Here is a 16,499-nt window from a genome sequence, read left to right as displayed (position 1 = left end):
TATTACAAATTTTATCCTTATATTTCATTTCTTTGTATATTCTATCGGTTTAATAAAAAAAGATGTCATATTGACATCTTTTTTAGTGAAGAAGTGACCATCCCATAAAATCCTCATGTACTTGGCACGCCCTCTTATCGTTTCGATCATATAATTCAGCATAACTATCTGTTTCTTCATCATAAGCCATCGTATAAATAATTTGGCCGTCCACTTCAACGGATAACACGACTCCACCCTTCATCTCTTCTACATGAATGATAGCATTCGCCGGAATTCTCATATCCGTCATTTTTATCGCATCTAACAATATACTAAACCCCCTACAGCGTATTCATTGCTAGTACTATTACACACTAAATAGTATACTACTGTAATAGCATATATTTCGTCAATGAAATTGCTGTTTAAAAACATATTGTCTTTATACATATACGCTAAAATAAAAGAAATAGAAATGTTTAAATGGGGGGCTAACATTGATTCTACACAAAGGAGATGTATTATTCCGTCAAGGCGAGGACGGTCCTTTATATTTTATAAAAACAGGTTTATTAAAAGTAGTAAGGATAGAAGAAGATGGAACACCATTTCTATTCAACATTATCGTTCCAGGAGAAACGATACCTCACCATTCCTTAATTTCACCGAAGGAATATCACGGTACAGCAATCGCTTTAATGAAAACAGAAGTTGAACCTATAATGAGTAATGAGTGGTACGATCAACTTCAAGCGAACCCTGCATCATATGCAGATATCGCTATGCAATTACAATCAAAATTAAGAATGATGCAGCAACGTATCGATCAATTGACGACCGTCTCTCCAAAAGAACGTCTTCATCGCTTACAAGAATGGTTCACACTATATTTAGGTGACATTCCTATATATGAAATATTAACACAAACTGAAATTGGTCAGCTCATTGGTATACGCCGTGAAACGGTAAATCGACTATTACGAGAACAAATAAAAAACGAGGTAAAATAATACCTCGTTTTTTGCTTATTCAAATTACATCTATTGTAAGCTTGCTGCTGGACCGAAAAATTCATAATGAATATGCTCTTGTTTCACACCTAAATTAGTTAGTGCTGCATTTATATGTTTCATAAATGGTACTGGGCCACAGAAATAAAATTCTGCTTCTGTTGTCGGAATAATCGTTTGCAACCATTCAGCGTCAATGAAACCTTCTTTATCAAAGTTTTTCATTTCCAGATCTTTTTCAGTCGGTGCCGAATAGCAAGTGTATGCTTTAACTTGTTCGTATTCATTATCTATTGTCTCAACGTATTCTTTCATTGCATGTGTATTACTATTTAGTGCGGCATGAACAAAACATACATTACGTTTTGAATTTTGTTCAATTAACGTATTTAGCATACTCATCATTGGTGTAATACCTACTCCACCACTAATTAGTACAACTGGTAATGTTGAATCCATATTTAATACGAAATCTCCTGCCGGTGCACTTACTGGTAATATATCGCCTTCTTTTACATGATCACGTAAGTAGTTAGATACTTTACCATCCGGTGTATCTACACCTTTTTCTTTCTTTACACTAATACGATAATATTCTTTTCCAGGGGCATCTGATAAGCTATATTGACGATTATGTGTATATGTTTCACCTTCGATATTTATTTGAACCGTTACATATTGTCCTGGGATGAATGAAGAAACTTTCCCTCCATCTTCAGGTTTTAAATAAAATGACGTAATAACATCGCTTTCCTTCACTTTTTTAACAACTACAAAGTTACGGAAATCTTTCCATCCGCCCTCTTTATGTGCCGCTTCTTCATACATCTCTGCTTCAATGCTAATGAATGCATCAGCAATGACACCGTAAGCTTCTCCCCATGCGTTTAACACTTCATCAGGTGCACCTGCGACCTCTTTAATTGCACGTAGTAAACATGTACCTACAATCGGATAATGCTCTGCTTTAATACCTAAACTTCTATGCTTATGACCAATTTGTTTTACAACTGGAATAATAACTTCTAAATTATCAATATACGTTGCAGCTGCATAAACAGCATTCGCTAACGCTTGTTGTTGTCTTCCCTTTTTCTGATTTGTATGGTTGAAAATATTCAATAACTCCGGATGTTCCGAAAATAAAATTTCATAAAATCTCGTTGTAATTTCAACGCCTTTTTCTTGTAATAATGGTACTGTTGACTTTACAATTTCAATTGTTTTTTCACTTAACATTGTATCCCACTCCTCTATTTCCTTAACTGTTTTTAGTTTAACTGAATTGTATAATACAGATTGTGATTTTAATCACTATTAACACGGTGTTTTTGTGAAAAATATATGAACATTGTACTTACAAAAGAAAATAAGCTAACTAGAATTCTAGCTAGCTTATTATTTAGACTCAATAGCTTGTTCAATTACCCTTATATCTTTCCCATCTCCAAATTCTGTATACCCCCAGATGTTCGTTTCACCTCTATATTTATTTACGATAATATCTAAGTCATGGTATACACGATGTGCATAAACTACATACTCAATATTGTGAAGTTCCACACCTTTTTTTGCAATTTCATAGCTTCTATTTACATCGCGTTTTATTTTTTCATTCTTTATTTCTTTATGTATATTTTTTAAAGACGATTCTTGTTGTTGAAACCATTGTTTAAATTGGTTCCAGTCCCCTTCTGTATAATTCTCTGCTTTACCATAATTTAAGAAATTATTATAGCTTTCATGTGTCATACGAATAAAATCTAGCACTTTTGTCTCTTCTTGCACATCTTCTATTTGAGCTACCGTATTTACCTCCGCAGGCTTATTCGCATAATGTAACAGCACTTTCATAAGACTATAGCTCGCAATGATCATCACGATAATAATCCCGAATACACGTAACAATTTCTTCATATACAGAACCCCTTATCTATTAAAGATATTACAATGTATGACTATACTTGTAACATTCTCTCGTAGAAAAATAATTCCTGTATAAATCCTTCCTATCATTTCGACAATATTTTTCTATACATTTCTCGTTGGCAAATGTTCTTGTAAAACAACATATCCTTCATAAGCTGTGTAACCGAGTATAGCCATTAATCCGATATAACAAGCAAATACTGTCCATTTCGTTTTTGTATCCACTTTGTAATAGTTTTCCTGTTGTCTCTTGTCTGCATCCCATTCCTGTAATTTTCTTTCTGACATTTCAAATGCTTCTCTTATATGAATTGTATATGTTTCTTTTTCATCTTCATATGGGACGTAATCAAGTGGCTCAAACTTTGGTAAAAGATACTCTAACACTTCAAGCTTTTGAAGTTCTCCTGTTTTTAATTCTTTCTCTCGTTCTTTTTGCCTTAATACATTTATTTCATGTTGCATCATATATATATTTCGATGTACTGCACCAGTTTCTTTTAACTCCTCTTCAAGCCTTGCAACATATTCTTTCATTCCATCAATTCTATATCCTAATTCCTTAATTGGCCCATCTCTCTTTATTACTCTATATAATTCCATACAACCGATAATAACAATAAACCCTCCCAAAATACTTTTAAAGTAAATAGAATAACCGAGCAATACAATAAGGCCCGCTCCCCAAATCTTTGTACTTACAACTGAAATAATTCGCCCACCATCTAATGGAGAAACTGGAATCAAGTTAAAGAAGTTAATCATACTTCCAAGTAAAATAATTAATGCCCAAAATGGCTCTTTCGTTATTATATAAAGTGGAATTGCCGGTAAAAATGACAACAACCCGAAAAGAGGTCCCATAAAGGCGATGTAAGCTTCATCTTTTGCATTTTTCGGCATCTCTTTCATCCCAATAAGAGCACCCATAAATGGAATAAATATTGCTGGCGATGTTGGTATACCTTTTCTTTTCGCAGCCCATAAATGGCCCATTTCATGAATAAATAACAAATAAATGAGCGCTACCCCAAATTTCCAACCATATATAACTGCGTATGCACCAAGTGATAGAAACATACTAAACACCGTTGAAAACTTTGCTAATTTAAAAATTGCAAATACCCACTTTAACTTAGAAAGTAAAAATAGACCTATTGCAACAATAATTCCCCATAATCCTTTTTTATTATTTTTCATATTCCTCTCCTTTATCTCTCATGAATGAATCATATTCATCAAAGCTTGTTCTTTTCTCTATTATGACATATTTTTTTCTATTGTTAGAAATAATGTTTATATAATCCATTTTTAGCCAAAAATATAAATACAAGGAGGTGCATACAAATGAATTTACAATCACTTATAATAGGAGCTCTATCGTTTTTAGCTTCAACTCTTATTTTTTATACCGTTAGTTACGTATTATTATTAGATTTGTTGCCCAATCACGTATTTATTGCTCTTATCATCCTGTCCGCCCTTATGATTTCTTTTCTTATTACACGAAAATCAATGAATGAGCCATCTGCAAAGGCAAAGTAATAGAGAGGGGATTTTCCCCTCTCTATTATCATTTCCTAGGAAAGGTCATATAGACTTTACGAATTGACATTCCCCCCCCGATCCGTAAGGGCTAATTGAAGTTTCACTTTATCTTTGTAAATCCATTTTTTCACCATAATCTTTCACAATTTGAATGATATTTTGAAAAACACCTATTTTCTCTTTTTTACTATTTAATATTTTCAAATCATAATTTTCATAATATGTTTCTAATGCCTTTAATTGTGATTCTGAAGCATCTTTTACATGCACAGTAGCACGTAATTCATACTGTTTATACCCTTCCTTTACCTTTTCACCTGAAATTTCCTCACTCTCTTTTGCTCCAATTAATTTTTGAACTTTTTCCGGATAAATGACTTGCAAATAATATTCTCTTTCTTTCTCTAACTTTTTGTATAGTGATTGTGAAATTGTATACCGTACCGTATAATTCACTTTTTGATTTCCTGCTTTAATATGAAACGCGGTAATCTGCAAATCTTTTTTTGTTACTTCCGTTAAAGGTCCTACCTGCTTCTCATCTTCTTTTTGTTCTGAAACATTTGGAAATATAGCCAAAAGCTTTTCCGTATCTTTTTTATTTAGCATATACATAGCTTTCTTATGTTGTACCCAACCTCGTCTGTCTTCTCCTCTTAGCCATGCATAATACGTTTCTTTCTTCCCATCTCTACTAATTTGTATTTCATATTCAGGTTCACCAAAGCTCCCTGTTATTTCTTGTTTCTCCGCTTTATCCATAATGTCTATTACTAACTTCGCTTCTGATTCCTGTAACTTTTTCTCTTTATGTTTTTTTTGTATAACAGTTACCCCTATTATTTCTTTCACTTCATTCACCGTCTCTTCTACTTTTTCTGTTTCTTTTTTTGGCTCAGTTTGACTACAAGATGCTAGTAACATAGCAAGCACTAACAATACATATTTCCTTTTCAATTTAATCCTCCCTTTACAATAAGAAATCCTTATAATCTTCATACAAAAAACAAAAACGTGACACACTATAAAATACGCTATACTAAGCATTGAAAGGAGGTCTTTTTCATGTCTATTAATTTTCACGATGCAAACAATAAATACACATACGCACAGCGAAACGCCCATATTTCTTGGGGAAAAATGATAAAAAGTATTACAAGTATACAAAACAAGCAAATAATTGATATCGGCTGTGGTGGTGGAATTTATACGAAAGAACTTGCTCTTATGGGAGCAAAAAGTGTTGTTGGGCTGGATTTTTCAAAAGAAATATTACAAGCTGCAAAAGAAAATTGTAGCGGTTTTTCAAACATTTCATTCATTCACGGCGATGCACATAGCGTCCCCTATCCTAATGATACATTCGACATTGTTATTTCGCGCGCAGTTATTCATCATTTACACGACATTCCTACATTTCTACGTGAAGCTTCTCGTATATTAAAGAAAAACGGTGTACTTATTGTACAAGACCGGACCATTGAAGATTGTACAATTCCTGGAAGCCCTGAACACATCCGTGGATATTTTTTCTCTATCTTTCCAAAACTCATTGATATTGAATCAAAAAGACGTCCAAAAACCAACACAATACAACAGGAACTACAAAAATATTTTCTTCACGTATTCCCCGCTCAAACACAATGGGAAGTACGAAAAATACATGATTCTGTAGAAGCATTGCTACAAGATTTATCACCTCGAACAGGTCGATCTATTCTATACGAATTAACAGATTATGAACTTTCTCAACTTCTACAACAAGTACAGACTGCCTTGCAAAACGTATCTCCTATTATCGAAAGAGATCGATGGACAATTTGGAGCGCCATGAAATTGTAAGGAAGGAAGCCTCACAAAATAATGTGAGGCTTCCTTCTTTCATAATCTAATTTTGCAACACTCTTGATACCCTCCACTTCTGGCCTGTGCACTTCCACACTTCGGACATACTAAATATCTAGACTGATTTGTCAACAAACTACCTTTTTGAAAGAGTAAAACTTCTGCTTGTTTAAACGAACGCGAATAATATAACCACATAAAACCAATTATAGCAATAATGCCAAATAATACTCCCATCGCAAGCATTTCAGTCACCTCTTTTGGTTTGTTCTTTCCAGCAAGTGGATTGTTGTATTATTCTCTGTAAATTCAAACAATACCTTCTTTACTCCTATAAATATCAACTTTCTCCACAAATTTTACAATTCTCTACAAATTTTCACTCCTATTTTACAATCCAATTTACATCCCCCTCCGCTTCAAAACAAAGAATATTCCCTCAGGTAATTCCGCATATAAATATATCTTTTCAAAAAAATATTGACTTTCAAAAAAAAACATGCAACAATACTGTCAGAATACTTGAATAAAAATTCATTGACGAGAACGAGTACGTTATAGGACTGTCCACCAGAGAGTTGGCGATTTGCTGAAAGCCAACGTTCAGTGCGTAACCGAAAATCATCTCCGAGAAGTAGAACCGAATGTTACAGTAAGTTCTTACCGGCTGTCCCCCGTTACAAGGAACACGTATCATGTTGTACGTTGTAAAGCCGTATACATATAGACTCATTTCTACATGTATAAATTAGGGTGGTATCGCGGGTAAATATAACTCGTCCCTTTCTTTAGGGACGAGTTTTTTGTGTTCTTACAAATGAATTTAAAAAAGGAGGAAAAACAATGAACACTGTATCAAAAAAACATATTTTTTTCACTGGTCTTATGCTATTTTCTTTATTTTTTGGGGCAGGTAATTTAATTTTCCCTCCCATGCTTGGACAAAATGCAGGTGAAAACTTTTGGCCGGCAATGATTGGGTTTTTACTAACAGGAGTCGGTTTACCATTATTAACTGTTATTGCAATTTCTTTATCAGGAAATGGTATGCAACAACTTGCAAGTCATGTTCACCCATTATTCGGAATTTTCTTTACTGTAGTTGTATACATCGCAATCGGTCCTTCTATGGGAATTCCGCGCGTTGCAAATGTCGCTTATGAAATGGGCGTTAGTTCTTTCTTACCAGAAACAATTCGCTCTAGTAGCCTAGCACTATTTTTATACACGGTCATTTTCTTCGCTATCGTATTTTGGCTTAGTTTAAATCCATCTAAACTTGTCGATCGCATCGGAAATATTTTAACACCTATTTTATTACTCTCTATTTTCTTATTATTTGTTAAAAGTGTATTTACACCACTCGGGCAATCAGGAGCAGCAATGCAAGAGTATCAAACCTCTCCAATCTTCAAAGGATTTATGGAAGGATACTTAACGATGGATACCATCTCTGCACTTGCATTTGGAATTATCGTAGTAAATGCCATTCGTTCTAAAGGTGTAAAGGACCGTAAATCGATTGCCATCGCAACAGCGAAAGCAGGACTTATTGCCGCTACCGGTCTCGTACTTGTATATGGTGCACTTGGCTGGCTCGGTGCAACTAGTGTCTCTCTTGGATATGCAAAAAATGGTGGACAATTACTTACTGTCATCGTACAGCAATTATTCGGTCCATATGGCCTACTTCTATTATCTCTAATCGTTACACTCGCTTGCTTAACAACATGTGTTGGACTTGTATCTGCATGTAGTCAATACTTCTCAACATTATTGACTACATTTTCATATAAAACGTTCGCTAGCATCATTTGTGCATTAGGATTATTAGTTGCCAACTTAGGTTTAACAAAAATTATTGCTATCTCTGTTCCAATTCTACTTGTCGTATATCCAATTGCAATTGTACTCGTTCTACTATCGTTACTACATAAATATTTCGGTGGATATCGCTCTGTTTATGTAGGTGCTTTAATTGGAGCAGCAGTGGTGAGCGTATTTGATGGATTAAAACAAGGTGGTATTTCTATTTCATTTATCACACCATATTTTGAATTTATCCCTTTATATAATGAAGGAATTGGCTGGTTAATACCAGCATTAGCCGGAGCCCTTATCGGTCTTATAATCGCTAAGTTAAGCGGTGCGAAAAAAGTTCCTTTACTGACTGAATCTCATGAAGTAAAAGCATCCTAAAAAAACTCCCTTTCGGGAGTTTTTTTACATTTGAAAAGCAGTATGATTAAAGCTACTTATTTTATAAGCTTTCGTATAATAGTCGATATTTGTATCCACTGTTTCTACTTTGACAACATCATAGCAATCCTCTTGTTTCACTAAAAATAAATAGTACTCTTCTGTCGCCTCAACAATTGCAATTTTATTTGTTTCCACATTATATTGTTCACAAAGTGCTTGTAATGCGTTCACATAATCCCCTAATTTTTTAGACTTATCCATGCCAAATATAGTTTGAACTAACATATACATTCTCCCCTTTGTATGTACTGTCAACAACTTAATGATAACGCTTACATTTATTAACGTCAATAAAAAGATTTGGTGCAAACTAATAATCAGCGGGATAACCCCTCCCACTGATTAAAGTTTTACTTTATCATTTCGTCAATTGATGTCTAAACGCATAAATAACCGCCTGTGTCCGGTCACTTACATTTAGCTTATTTAATATATTACTCACATGTGTCTTTACTGTTTTTAGGGCAATAAACAATTCATCTGCAATCTCTTGATTACTTTTTCCTTCTGCAATTAATAACAAAATTTCAGACTCTCTTTCTGTTAACTCCTCATGCAAAGGTTGTTCTTTCTTCTGACGCATACGAGACATCATTTTACCAGTAACTTTTGGCTCTAATACCGTTTCTCCATCATAAGTAGCTCGTACAGCGTCTGCTATATCACTCGCTCTTGATGTTTTTAATAAATAACTTGTCGCTCCGGCCTCAATTACAGGGTACAATTTCTCGTCATCTAAAAAACTCGTTACAACTACAATTTTTGCTTCTGGCCATTCCTGAATAATAGCTCGTGTTGCTTCAACCCCATCCATCTCGTCCATGACAAGGTCCATCAAAATAATATCCGGTCTTAATTGCAAAGCTAACTCTGAACCTTTTCTTCCATTTTCAGCTTCTCCAACTACTTCAATATCTGGCTGTGTTGATAAATATGCTGATACACCCATTCGAACCATTTCATGATCATCCACTAATAATACTTTTATCATGATTCTCCCCCTCTCTCAATCATAATCGGTACTTTCACTTCTATTTGCGTACCTTTAGCCGGAAAACTAAGCACTTTTAATGTCCCACCAATTTCATGCACACGCTCTTGCATGGATCTTAAACCATATGAACCAGCTTTATTAACTCCAACTTCAAATCCCACGCCATCATCAATAATTTTCAATATTGCATATTGATCAATTTTTCGAAGACGCACTTCCGTTTTCTTTGCTTTCGCATGTCGTAAAGTATTAGACAGCGCCTCTTGTACAATGCGGAATAAATGATCTTCTACACCTTTTTTCAATTCTATTGGCTCAATTAACCATTCAATTTTCATATGTTGCTTTCTAGACAGCTCTGTTAAAAGCTCTTCTATACCCTCTGTTAGTTTCTTACCTTCTAACTGCACTGGGCGTAAATGAAGAAGCAATGCTCTCATTTCTGATTGTGCATTTACAACCATATTTTCAACGAGCTGCAACTGCTTTTTCGTCGTTTCTGGAAATACAGCTACTTGTTCATTAATAGCCGACATCATCATCGACATTGCAAAAAGCTGCTGACTTACAGAATCATGCAGCTCCCTCGCCAATCGATGCCTTTCCTGGGAAATCGCTTCTTGTCTCATCTCTTCATTCCAATGAGCTCGTTCATTCGTTACTTTTTGAAAGAGTCCAGCTTGCTCCTCTAATCGACGAGCAAGAACGATTACTTTTCGTTCCACTTCATGAAATTCATCATCTGCAGTAAACGAAACATCGGTTGGAAAATTCCCTCGCTCTACTTCAAATAAAAACGTATTTAACCCTTGTATACGCTGCTCTATATAGTAACCAATTGCATATCCTACAATTCCCCCGATAAGTAAACTTGTAGTCATAATAAACAAGCCAATTGGAACAGAAGCGATGGATTCTTTCCATAATAAATCATACACTTGTTGCTCGCTCTTCCATACATATACAATTGTACAAATGAGTGCGATACTAACAGAGGACAACATAGAATAACGAATATACATCCATGAAATATTTTTTTGTTTCTTCATTATACTTTCCTCACTTCCGTATCGCCTACGACAAGCGAAGAAATAATTTTAATACGCCGAGGAGCCTCTTTATACTGCTCTGTTCTAAATGTAACATTACGGTTAAACCCTGTCTCTTCATGTCCTGGCAAGAGCACACGTCCGACAATAACAGAATGATTTAAAGACAGTTCAATATCATATGGCACATATAAACGAATATTACCAACGACACCCCGAATAACAATTACCGTTTCTCCTTCTGGAATCATAGCAGTTGTTAAATCTATTTCCACATCACAAGCACCATATTGAAGATTAATATCCTCAAGTTCATAAATATGATCCATCATTCGTACATTACCTACAAACATATTTTTCAAATATGGTTCTGTACGATATATTTGCTTCTCTTCGTCTATAATCCCTTTTTCTTTAATTTCAACCTTCATTGCCTTTTGCTTATGTCCTTGTTGAATCAATTGATAACCAATTAAAGCTAAACAAGCGAATACGACAAGAACAAATGCTGCTGATGAGAATAAGAAGAATAAAAATACGATACCACCAACAAATAAAAATACATTTCCCCGTACATAACGATTCTTTTTACGATAATGCCTTCCAAACATAAGCATAATAAATGCAAAAATGAGACCACCTGGTTCAAAATGTCCAAGTATCATATCAAGAAAAAGACCGAATCCAAATATGATGAGGAGCATCCCCATTAATTGTGTTTTTGAAAAATGTTTCTTCATTTCAGCTCCCCCCTTCTTGTCACATATACATAGAAGAAAAGGCATTGCTTTCCAACACCTTTTCTCCTATCACTATATCATAAGCCTGTTTTATAATATACTACTATTATTTTGTTAACTCTTTCGTTAACGATACATCATTCTTTTCCTTCATTTCACGCTCAAGCTTTGCAATCTTCATATCAAATGTGTCACGTTCATGCTCCTCATTCATACGAGTTTCTAAGTCACGAATATGATCCTCAATTTCTTCAAATCGTAAGAACGGATTATTTTCATCCATTTTATGCATCGCAGTATTCATACGGCGATTCGCATGTGCCATATTTTCACGTGCCATTAATTCCATACGCTTTGCGTGCATTTCTTTTAATTTATTTTTCATTTCAGAAAGACGACGCTCTAACTCATCAATTTGCTCTACAACACCTGCATACATTTCTTCTAATCGAGTGACTTGCCCTTCATAATAAGCTACTTCCTCTAATGCACGTTCGTGTAACTGTAATTCGCCTGCTTCTTGAGCGATAATAGCCTGTTTTGATCTTTTATTCACGAAATAACGTGCTTGCTCAAGCTCACGAGCGAAATTAGATTTTAATGTTTTATGACGCTGAATTAATTTCTCAATTTTTGTTATTTCACGCTCACTATCGCGTAAATATTGGTTTAACATAGCGATTGGATTTTTTCTTTCTTTCTCATCTAACACATTATGAAAATCTGCTAAAATTGCATCGCGTACACGTCCGAATAAAGATTGTTTCATTATAATCTTCCTCTCTTCTACTTTATAAATTTGATTTATTTTATATTAGTTTTTCATTAACTTGTTCCACTCATCTTCAAAGTTGCTATATGGTTTAGAACTTTCTGGAGCAGAATCAACAACTACATCTTTTTCTTTTTTCCACTCACGGTATCCGTAGTATAGAACTACTAATGCTGCAATACCGATTAATGCTGGGGAATGAGAAAGGGCGATGGACAAGCCGATTAAACCAACAATACCCCAAGCTAACTTTCCAAAAAATGATTGTGCTCGCACAAATGATTTATAGCTCCAGTACACAACTCCTGCTCCAATTGCGAATCCTATAATACCAGCAAGACTGCCAAGAGCAATTAAAGCTAAAATACCAGCCGCGATAAACGCTAGAAATTGTTTCATCTTGTGCTTGCCTCCCTTCGATTTGATACTCTTATCTTAACTATTTTTTCTTTTTTCCATAACGAGCTTAAGAACCGTTTTCGACTCAGACTTAAGACTGAGTTGCATTCAGCCTTTTGTAAAAACATGCGGTAGCATCGTATCATTCACTCTTTTAGCGCATATAAAAAGCCGTACAGAGGACATTCTCTGTACGGCTTTCGTTTCATTTCATAAACTTCATTTTTCATTATGCTGTTTTATGATACTCTTTCTTTCCCGCTACTTTAGAAAACCTCGGGAAACCAATTAATATAGAAATGATTCCACATACTCCAACTAAGATCGGATAAAACGCATATGGTAACAGTTCAATTGGAGATAACGCCGCAAATCCTGCTGCTGTTAACATTTGCGCGCCGTATGGTATTAATCCTTGCACACAGCATGAGAAAAGATCTAATACACTCGCTGATTTACGGGGATCAATTTCATATTGATCTGCAATATTTTTCGCAAGCGGACCTGTAAAGATAATAGAAATCGTATTATTCGCTGTACACATATTCGTCATACCTACTAAACCAGCGATACCAAACTCTGCTCCTTTTTTTGAACGAATGTTACGTGTTAAAATATTCATTAAATATTGAATGCCACCATTATATTGAATTAGTTCGACCATACCGCCAATTAAAATAGCAAGTAATACTAACTCCATCATACCGCCCATTCCAGTCGTTACACTTTTAAAGAAACTCTCTAACGTATAACTTCCATCTAAAAGACCGATAACGCCGGATAGTACAGTTCCACCAGTTAATACAATAAGTACATTCCAGCCAAGTAATGCTGTAATCAGTACTCCTGCATACGGTAAAATCTTTATCCAGTCAAAGCTATGTGCTTTAATTTGCGTGTCGCTTCCTAAAGTAATGATTACTAATAGTACAATTGTAATAATCGCTGCTGGTAGTACAATTAAAAAGTTCGTTTTAAACTTATCTTTCATTTCTGTTCCTTGTGAACGTACAGCTGCGATTGTTGTATCTGAAATAAATGATAAATTATCACCAAACATCGCCCCGCCAACAACAGTAGCCATCGTAAGTGCAATGGAGATATCAGTTTGCCCACTAATACCTACAGCAATTGGTGCTAATGCAGCAATTGTTCCCATTGAAGTTCCCATCGCCAATGAAATAAATGCCCCTATAACAAAAATTCCAGCTACGATAAATCCTTGCGGTAAAATGGATAACGCTAAGTTAACTGTAGAATCAACGCCGCCCATCCCTTTTGCTGTTTCAGAAAATGCTCCTGCCAGGACAAAAATTAGAACCATAATCATAATATCTGGGTTCCCTGCACCTTTAGCAAATCGTTCTACTTTTACATTAAAGCTTTCTTTACGGTTCATTGCTAAAGCAACCCCTACAGCAATTGAAATTGCTACAAGTATCGGCAATTTATAGAAATCACCTGTAATAATTCCAGAACCAATAAATAGCGCCAAAAATATCCCAAGTGGTAATAAAGCCAAACCATTTCCTCTCGTTTCTTTCAAAGTACCATCTCTCCCTAGTTTCAACCTTTTTCTAATGAATAACAAAAGACCTCTTCCAATGAGAAGAGGTCTTATACATCTATAAGAAACGCTCTTCTCATCTTTCAAGCACATGCTTGCTGGATTTGGCACAGCACTCTGAAATCGAGTCCGCTGCCGAGGCATCGTAGGGCCAGTCCCTCCGCCTCTCTTTATAAGAAGGTTTCATATTTATTTTTTAATAATAATTTCTTCCCTAACTTTACTCGCTTACAAAACAAAAGTCAATTATTTTTTGTATAGATTTTTTTGGTAATTATGCAAAAATTTGAATACAACAATCATTTTAACTTTTTGATTTCTTCTTCCAATATTGAAATCCAATAAAATTCACTATTTTTTATTGCATCTATTATCCATTTCGTAGTGTACCAAGCTAACTCATACTCTTCTTTTGTAACATCGCCACTTTTATAAGCATCCTCTAGCTCATCTTCATCTAGCACATACATCTTACCATTCGGTAATAACACTACATCTAAATATAAATCATCAAAATACGGTAAACCACGCTCGTCTATTTCATATTCTTTCGCCACATCGATATAATATTGCACTAATTCTTTTTGATCATCTAACATAGCGGTAATCGCAAAGTTTTTCCCGTCTATGAAATATTGAATCCACGTATACTGATTGCCAGCAATACATAGCTCTTTACCGTCATATTCTTTACAACTCGGTTCTCTCACCTTTTTTATTTCCAGTATTCCTAGCATTCCCTCTTCTATTTGCTTAACCGTATAATTCTTCTCTAGTAGTCGCTTCCACGAAGAACCGTCACCATATTTACGTTTCATTACGTCTGCTCCCCTTCTATATAGAAAAGCCCCCACATATTATGTGAGAGCTTGTTCAAATTATAATTAAGCTGCTTGCTTATTAGAAATTTCTTTCAAGTAGGCTTGTCCTTTTTCAGCGTCATACTGACCTTCCCACTTAGACATAACTACAGCTGCTAAAGAGTTACCTACAACGTTAACTGCTGTACGAGCCATATCTAAAATACGGTCAATACCAGCGATGAATGCTAAACCTTCAGGTGGAATACCTACTGTACCAAGTGTCGCTAATAATACAACGAATGATACGCCCGGTACGCCTGCGATACCTTTTGATGTTACCATCAATACAAGTAATAATGTAATTTGTTGTGTAATAGATAAATCAATACCGTACATTTGTGCTAAGAAAATAGCCGCAATTGCTTGATATAAAGTTGATCCATCTAAGTTAAATGAATAACCTGTCGGAATAACGAAAGATGTAATTGCTTTCGGACAACCAAACTTCTCCATTTTCTCCATGATTTTCGGTAAAACTGTTTCTGAACTAGCTGTAGAATATGCTAAGATCAGCTCGTCTTTTAGAATCTTAAAGAATTGGAAAATGTTAATTCCAAATATTTTCGCTGTAATCCCTAATACGACTACAACGAAGAAAATCATTGCTCCGTATACTACAATTAATAATTTCCCTAATGGAATTAATGAAGCGAGACCAAATGTAGAAACTGTAACTCCAATTAGCGCAAACACACCAAATGGTGCAAATTTCATAACTTGATTTGTTACGTAAAACATTGCATCAGCTACACCTTGGAAAAATTGAAGAACCGGTCTTCCTCTTTCACCAATTGCTGCTACACCTAAACCAAATAATACAGAGAAGAAGATAATAGCAAGCATATCTCCGTCAGCTAATGACTTCATAATGTTCGTTGGAACAATATTTACAAATGTATCTGCAAATGAATGACTTTGTACTTGCTCTGTCGTATGTGTATATTTCGAAATATCTGTCTTTGTTAACTGCTCCATATTTACGCCTTTTCCTGGTTGGAAAATATTCGCAATTAATAGACCGACAATAATTGCAATTGTTGTAATGATTTCAAAGTAAATAATTGTTTTTCCGCCTAGTCGACCTAATTTTTTAACATCGCCAACACCAGCAACTCCAACAACAATACTTGCTACAACAATCGGTACAACGATCATTTTAATTAATCGGATAAAAATATCACCAATTGGTTGTAAATAACTCACCACTGCCGGATTGCCAAAGAAAATCGCCCCAACTGCAATACCTAGCGCAAGACCAATTAATATTTGCCATGCAAGTCCTATTCTTTTCATATTTATTGTAACCCCCTCTTCGATGTGTCACTCTATCTCTCATTCTATCTCTATAAAACTCGAAATTAAGAGTATTACATATTATTCGACAATTCACTACATTTTGTCCCTGTTAAAAATCATAAATCAAAATTTTAAATCTGACAACAAAATAACTTTTCCTGAACGCAAATAATTTTCTTGACAAAAACAAATCCCATGTCAGAAAACCTCACATGAGAACGATTCCTCACTAGTATTTTATTG

19 protein-coding genes, 1 riboswitch and 1 other annotated feature are annotated in these 16,499 nt (G+C 34.9%); of the genes, 4 read left to right on the top strand and 15 right to left on the bottom strand.

Going from position 1 to position 16,499, the window contains the following annotated elements; translation table 11 throughout:
- Positions 1-82 precede the first annotated feature (82 nt).
- Positions 83-310 carry a hypothetical protein gene (locus tag ACUXEY_RS24270; protein ID WP_000882907.1) on the bottom strand — a complete coding sequence of 76 codons (228 nt, stop codon included), beginning with the start codon at positions 308-310 and terminating at the stop codon, positions 83-85.
- Between the two features lie 169 nt (positions 311-479).
- Between ACUXEY_RS24270 and ACUXEY_RS24265 the strand changes: the two genes are divergently transcribed.
- Positions 480-992, top strand: coding sequence for a Crp/Fnr family transcriptional regulator (locus ACUXEY_RS24265; protein ID WP_166702133.1), 513 nt, complete (start codon positions 480-482; stop codon positions 990-992).
- A 30-nt stretch (positions 993-1,022) separates the two neighbouring features.
- On the opposite strand, the gene hmpA is transcribed toward ACUXEY_RS24265, so the two are convergent.
- The 3 genes from hmpA to ACUXEY_RS24250 form a co-directional block, all read right to left on the bottom strand.
- Positions 1,023-2,231 carry an NO-inducible flavohemoprotein gene (gene hmpA, locus ACUXEY_RS24260; RefSeq protein WP_461301802.1) on the bottom strand — a complete coding sequence of 403 codons (1,209 nt, stop codon included), beginning with the start codon at positions 2,229-2,231 and terminating at the stop codon, positions 1,023-1,025.
- A 159-nt stretch (positions 2,232-2,390) separates the two neighbouring features.
- Positions 2,391-2,909, bottom strand: a complete 519-nt coding sequence (locus tag ACUXEY_RS24255; RefSeq protein ID WP_461301801.1) for a hypothetical protein — start codon at positions 2,907-2,909, stop codon at positions 2,391-2,393.
- Between the two features lie 114 nt (positions 2,910-3,023).
- Complete coding sequence (locus tag ACUXEY_RS24250; RefSeq protein ID WP_166702130.1) at positions 3,024-4,121, bottom strand: site-2 protease family protein; 1,098 nt, start codon at positions 4,119-4,121, stop codon at positions 3,024-3,026.
- 147 nt (positions 4,122-4,268) lie between these two features.
- On the opposite strand from ACUXEY_RS24250, the gene ACUXEY_RS24245 reads away from it, so the two are divergent.
- Entirely contained in the window at positions 4,269-4,466 is a 198-nt protein-coding gene (locus ACUXEY_RS24245; protein ID WP_001053353.1) for a hypothetical protein, read from the top strand.
- 108 nt (positions 4,467-4,574) lie between these two features.
- On the opposite strand, the gene ACUXEY_RS24240 is transcribed toward ACUXEY_RS24245, so the two are convergent.
- Positions 4,575-5,426, bottom strand: a complete 852-nt coding sequence (locus ACUXEY_RS24240) for a hypothetical protein (protein WP_461301800.1) — start codon at positions 5,424-5,426, stop codon at positions 4,575-4,577.
- A 108-nt stretch (positions 5,427-5,534) separates the two neighbouring features.
- Here ACUXEY_RS24240 and ACUXEY_RS24235 point away from each other — a divergent pair, with 108 nt between their 5' ends.
- The gene (locus tag ACUXEY_RS24235) at positions 5,535-6,311 is read left to right on the top strand and encodes a class I SAM-dependent methyltransferase (protein WP_461301799.1); all 777 of its coding nucleotides are present in this window, start codon (positions 5,535-5,537) and stop codon (positions 6,309-6,311) included.
- A 39-nt stretch (positions 6,312-6,350) separates the two neighbouring features.
- Here the strand turns inward: ACUXEY_RS24235 and ACUXEY_RS24230 are convergent, their stop codons facing one another.
- Positions 6,351-6,560 carry a hypothetical protein gene (locus ACUXEY_RS24230; protein WP_000880630.1) on the bottom strand — a complete coding sequence of 70 codons (210 nt, stop codon included), beginning with the start codon at positions 6,558-6,560 and terminating at the stop codon, positions 6,351-6,353.
- A 282-nt stretch (positions 6,561-6,842) separates the two neighbouring features.
- Positions 6,843-7,101, top strand: a binding site (T-box leader).
- A gap of 56 nt (positions 7,102-7,157) precedes the next feature.
- Here ACUXEY_RS24230 and brnQ3 point away from each other — a divergent pair.
- Entirely contained in the window at positions 7,158-8,513 is a 1,356-nt protein-coding gene (brnQ3, locus tag ACUXEY_RS24225; RefSeq protein WP_166702127.1) for a branched-chain amino acid transport system II carrier protein BrnQ3, read from the top strand.
- Positions 8,514-8,537: 24 nt separating this feature from the next.
- Here brnQ3 and ACUXEY_RS24220 read toward each other — a convergent pair whose 3' ends face one another.
- From ACUXEY_RS24220 to gltP, 9 genes are all read right to left on the bottom strand, one after another.
- Positions 8,538-8,876 (bottom strand): DUF3922 domain-containing protein, encoded by a 339-nt coding sequence (locus ACUXEY_RS24220; RefSeq protein WP_166702639.1) that lies wholly within the window; start codon positions 8,874-8,876, stop codon positions 8,538-8,540.
- Positions 8,877-8,934: 58 nt separating this feature from the next.
- Positions 8,935-9,567 carry a response regulator gene (locus ACUXEY_RS24215; RefSeq protein WP_000598709.1) on the bottom strand — a complete coding sequence of 211 codons (633 nt, stop codon included), beginning with the start codon at positions 9,565-9,567 and terminating at the stop codon, positions 8,935-8,937.
- Positions 9,564-10,619 carry a sensor histidine kinase gene (locus ACUXEY_RS24210; RefSeq protein WP_461301798.1) on the bottom strand — a complete coding sequence of 352 codons (1,056 nt, stop codon included), beginning with the start codon at positions 10,617-10,619 and terminating at the stop codon, positions 9,564-9,566. The genes ACUXEY_RS24215 and ACUXEY_RS24210 overlap by 4 nt, the downstream gene beginning before the upstream one ends.
- Complete coding sequence (gene liaF, locus ACUXEY_RS24205; protein ID WP_429602144.1) at positions 10,619-11,359, bottom strand: cell wall-active antibiotics response protein LiaF; 741 nt, start codon at positions 11,357-11,359, stop codon at positions 10,619-10,621. Before liaF ends, ACUXEY_RS24210 begins: the two co-directional genes overlap by 1 nt.
- 106 nt (positions 11,360-11,465) lie before the next feature.
- Entirely contained in the window at positions 11,466-12,128 is a 663-nt protein-coding gene (locus ACUXEY_RS24200; protein WP_000814138.1) for a PspA/IM30 family protein, read from the bottom strand.
- A gap of 45 nt (positions 12,129-12,173) precedes the next feature.
- Positions 12,174-12,530 carry a lmo0954 family membrane protein gene (locus ACUXEY_RS24195; protein ID WP_000808632.1) on the bottom strand — a complete coding sequence of 119 codons (357 nt, stop codon included), beginning with the start codon at positions 12,528-12,530 and terminating at the stop codon, positions 12,174-12,176.
- A 229-nt stretch (positions 12,531-12,759) separates the two neighbouring features.
- Positions 12,760-14,076, bottom strand: coding sequence for a Na+/H+ antiporter NhaC family protein (locus tag ACUXEY_RS24190; protein WP_000665481.1), 1,317 nt, complete (start codon positions 14,074-14,076; stop codon positions 12,760-12,762).
- Between the two features lie 94 nt (positions 14,077-14,170).
- A riboswitch (SAM riboswitch) is annotated at positions 14,171-14,276 on the bottom strand.
- A gap of 120 nt (positions 14,277-14,396) precedes the next feature.
- On the bottom strand, positions 14,397-14,915 hold the full coding sequence (locus tag ACUXEY_RS24185; protein ID WP_461301797.1) for a ribonuclease FAU-1 family protein: 519 nt from the start codon (positions 14,913-14,915) through the stop codon (positions 14,397-14,399).
- 66 nt (positions 14,916-14,981) lie between these two features.
- Positions 14,982-16,253, bottom strand: a complete 1,272-nt coding sequence (gene gltP / locus ACUXEY_RS24180; RefSeq protein WP_098096779.1) for a glutamate/aspartate:proton symporter GltP — start codon at positions 16,251-16,253, stop codon at positions 14,982-14,984.
- Between the last annotated feature and the right edge of the window lie 246 nt (positions 16,254-16,499).

Source organism: Bacillus sp. F9_6S_D1_P_5, from assembly GCF_054823925.1.
This window is presented reverse-complemented; position numbering and strand designations above follow the sequence as displayed.

Excerpts from the sequence above, each read along its gene's own strand:
- ACUXEY_RS24255 (WP_461301801.1), bottom strand. The coding sequence starts at position 2,909 with ATGAAGAAATTGTTACGTGTATTCGGGATTATTATCGTGATGATCATT.
- ACUXEY_RS24235 (WP_461301799.1), top strand. The coding sequence starts at position 5,535 with ATGTCTATTAATTTTCACGATGCAAACAATAAATACACATACGCACAG.
- ACUXEY_RS24245 (WP_001053353.1), top strand. The coding sequence starts at position 4,269 with ATGAATTTACAATCACTTATAATAGGAGCTCTATCGTTTTTAGCTTCA.
- gltP (WP_098096779.1), bottom strand. The coding sequence starts at position 16,253 with ATGAAAAGAATAGGACTTGCATGGCAAATATTAATTGGTCTTGCGCTA.
- ACUXEY_RS24200 (WP_000814138.1), bottom strand. The coding sequence starts at position 12,128 with ATGAAACAATCTTTATTCGGACGTGTACGCGATGCAATTTTAGCAGAT.
- ACUXEY_RS24195 (WP_000808632.1), bottom strand. The coding sequence starts at position 12,530 with ATGAAACAATTTCTAGCGTTTATCGCGGCTGGTATTTTAGCTTTAATT.
- ACUXEY_RS24230 (WP_000880630.1), bottom strand. The coding sequence starts at position 6,560 with ATGCTTGCGATGGGAGTATTATTTGGCATTATTGCTATAATTGGTTTT.
- ACUXEY_RS24210 (WP_461301798.1), bottom strand. The coding sequence starts at position 10,619 with ATGAAGAAACAAAAAAATATTTCATGGATGTATATTCGTTATTCTATG.
- liaF (WP_429602144.1), bottom strand. The coding sequence starts at position 11,359 with ATGAAGAAACATTTTTCAAAAACACAATTAATGGGGATGCTCCTCATC.
- brnQ3 (WP_166702127.1), top strand. The coding sequence starts at position 7,158 with ATGAACACTGTATCAAAAAAACATATTTTTTTCACTGGTCTTATGCTA.
- ACUXEY_RS24215 (WP_000598709.1), bottom strand. The coding sequence starts at position 9,567 with ATGATAAAAGTATTATTAGTGGATGATCATGAAATGGTTCGAATGGGT.
- ACUXEY_RS24250 (WP_166702130.1), bottom strand. The coding sequence starts at position 4,121 with ATGAAAAATAATAAAAAAGGATTATGGGGAATTATTGTTGCAATAGGT.
- hmpA (WP_461301802.1), bottom strand. The coding sequence starts at position 2,231 with ATGTTAAGTGAAAAAACAATTGAAATTGTAAAGTCAACAGTACCATTA.
- ACUXEY_RS24185 (WP_461301797.1), bottom strand. The coding sequence starts at position 14,915 with ATGAAACGTAAATATGGTGACGGTTCTTCGTGGAAGCGACTACTAGAG.